The organism is Melaminivora alkalimesophila (assembly GCF_000282995.1).
Taxonomy (GTDB): Bacteria; Pseudomonadota; Gammaproteobacteria; order Burkholderiales; family Burkholderiaceae_C; genus Melaminivora; species Melaminivora alkalimesophila.
Genome location: NZ_ALEE01000426.1, coordinates 1 through 2,904, shown reverse-complemented (window position 1 = coordinate 2,904; position 2,904 = coordinate 1). Strand labels below are relative to the sequence as shown.

Genomic DNA, 2,904 nt, shown 5'->3' with positions numbered 1-2,904 from the left:
GCGAGCTGCCAGCCGGCCACCAGGTTGCCGGCCAGCATCAGGTAGGGGACGCTGCCCTTGGTGGCGCTGGGCACGGTGGCCGACGTGGTGCGCCTGGACGTCAACAACCGCCGCCTGGTGGCGCAAGGCCTCAAGCGCGTGCGCGCCGGGCAGATGCCGCCGGGCGTGCGCGCCCTGTTCCAGGCCGCCGGCCGACGCCCGGAATCCGCCACCACCTTCGACTTCGGCTTCGCGCTGGGCCCGCGCATCAACGCCGCGGGCCGGCTGGCGGACATGACGTTGGGCATCGAGTGCCTGCTCACGGACGATCCCGGCCGCGCGATGGAGCTGGCGCAGCAGCTCGACGCCATCAACCGCCAGCGCCGCGAGATCGAGGGCGACATGCGCGAGCAGGCGCTGCAGCTCGCGGAAGGGCTGTTCGACCTCGACGAGGAGCCGCCCTCGGCCATCAGCGTGTTCGACCCGGATTTTCACGAGGGCGTGGTCGGCATCGTGGCCTCGCGCCTGAAGGAGCAGCTGCACCGCCCCACCTTCGTGTTCGCCGCCAGCGGCGCGCCCGGCAAGGGGCACGAGCTCAAGGGGTCGGGCCGCTCCATCCCGGGCTTTCACCTGCGCGACGCGCTCGACCTGGTCGCCAAGCGCCACCCGGGCGTGATCCTGCGCTTTGGCGGCCACGCCATGGCGGCCGGCTGCACCGTGGCGGCAGAACATTTCCCCACCTTCGAGCAGGCCTTCGCCCAGGTCGCGCAGGAATGGCTGGACGCCGCCACGCTCACGCGCCGGCTGGAGACCGACGGGCCGCTCGCGCCCGAGTGGCGCCGCGCCGAGCTGGTGGACGTGCTGGCGCGCGAGGTCTGGGGCCAGGGCTTTGCCCCGCCCACCTTCAGCGAGCAGGTGCGCGTGCTCAGCCAGCGCCTGGTGGGCCAGGGCCGGCACCTGCAGCTGCGCCTGCTGCACCACGGCCAGCCGGTCGATGCCATCTGGTTCGGCCGCACGGAACCGGTGCCTGAGGAGCCGCTGCTGGCTTTCCGGCTGGATGTGAACGAATGGGGCGGCGAGCGGCGCGTGCAGTTTCTGGTGGAGGGGCTGCAGGCCTGAACCCACCGCACGCAGCGCGCGGCGGCGCTGTCCCTCCCGCTCAGGGCTCCAGCGGCGGCGTGGCGGCGATCACCTCTTCCAGCGTGGTGATGCCTTCGGCCGCACGCAGCACCCCCGCCAGCCGCAACGGCCGCATGCCGTCCTTGACGGCCTGGCGGCGCAGGGCGTCGATGGACGGCGCCCCGTGGATCTGGCCCTTGAGCGCCTCGCTGATAGTGAGCAGCTCGTACAGCCCGATGCGCCCGCGAAAGCCTGTCATGCGGCATTCCACGCAGCCCACGGGACGGTAGGCCCGATAGCCGCCGGAGAGCTTCCACGGCCGGATCAGGTCCGCCAGCACCTGCGGGTCGGCCTCGCGGTCGCGCTCGCGGCACTGCTTGCACAGCGTGCGCACCAGCCGCTGCGCCAGCACGCCCAGAAGCGTCGCATTGATCAGGTACGGCGGCACGCCCAGCTCCATCAGCCGCGTGATGGCGCTGGGCGCGTCGTTGGTGTGCAGCGTGGAGAACACCAGGTGGCCGGTGAGCGCCGCCTGCACCGCCATGTCGGCGGTGGCCAGGTCGCGGATCTCGCCGACCATGATCACGTCTGGGTCCTGGCGCATCAGCGCACGCAGCCCTTCCGTGAAGTTGAAATCGAGCTGCGGCTGCACCTGCGTCTGGTTGAAGCTCGGCTCGATCATCTCGATCGGGTCTTCCACCGTGCTGACGTTCACCTCCTCGGTGGCCACGCGCTTGAGCGTGGAGTACAGCGTCGTGGTCTTGCCCGAGCCCGTGGGCCCGGTGACCAGGATGATGCCGTGCGGGCGCTGCACCAGCGCCTCCCAGCGCGCCGCGTCGTGCGGGGAAAACCCAGCGCACCCAGGTCCTTGACCGTGTTGTCCGGATCGAAGATGCGCATCACCATCTTCTCGCCGAAGGCCGTGGGCAGCGTGGACAGGCGCATCTCGACTTCGTCGCCGCGCGGGTTGCGCGTCTTGATGCGCCCGTCCTGCGGGCGGCGGCGCTCGACCACGTCCATGCGCCCGAGCAGCTTCACGCGCGCCACCATGGCGTTGAGCACGCCCATGGGCATCTGGTAGACCGGATGCAGCACGCCGTCGATGCGAAAGCGGATCACGCCCTGCTCGCGCCGCGGCTCCAGGTGGATGTCGCTGGCGCGCTGGTCGAAGGCGTATTGCCACAGCCAGTCGACCACGCGGATCACGCCCTGGTCGTTGGCGTCGAGCTGGCGGTTGCTCTTGCCCAGCTCCACCAGCTGCTCGAAGCTGCTGCCGGTGGTGCCGCTGCCGGCCTTGTTGGCGGCGCGCACGGATTTCGCCAGCGCGAAGAACTCGGCCGTGTAGCGCGTGATGTCCTGCGGGTTGGCCATGACGCGGCGCACGCTGCGCCGCGCCTGGCGCTCGACCTCGGCGACCCAGTCGTCGATGAAGGGCTCGGCGGTGGCCACCACCAGCTCGCTGGGCGAGACCTGCACCGGCAGCACGCGGTGGCGCTCGGCGTAGCTGGCGCTCATGGAGTCGGCCACGCGGCCGACGTCCACCTTGAGCGGGTCGATGCGCAGGTAGGGAAGCCCCGCCCGGCCGGCCACGTACTCGGTGAGCAGGTCGACGTCCAGCGGCTTGCCGTCCGCCGCGCGCTCCATGGCGACGGCTCCGAGGCGCACGATCGGGTGCTGGCTGCTCTCCGCATGCGCGCAGCGCGCCACCGTGCGCTCGGCCTCCTCTTCGCTGATCACGCCATCCGCGCGCAGCCAGTCGACGATCTGGCGCCACTGGAGCGGGCCGCCCGTGGGCGTGCGGCGGGG

The 2,904-nt window shown here is 71.6% G+C and carries 2 pseudogenes; one reads left to right on the top strand and one right to left on the bottom strand.

What is annotated here, in order from left to right:
- Nucleotides 1-51: 51 nt before the first annotated feature.
- Nucleotides 52-1,098, top strand: a pseudogene (locus tag A612_RS08250) (single-stranded-DNA-specific exonuclease RecJ); the annotation flags it as partial.
- A 40-nt stretch (nt 1,099-1,138) separates the two neighbouring features.
- Here the strand turns inward: A612_RS08250 and tfpB are convergent.
- Nucleotides 1,139-2,904, bottom strand: a pseudogene (gene tfpB, locus A612_RS08245) (type IV pilus assembly ATPase TfpB); the annotation flags it as partial.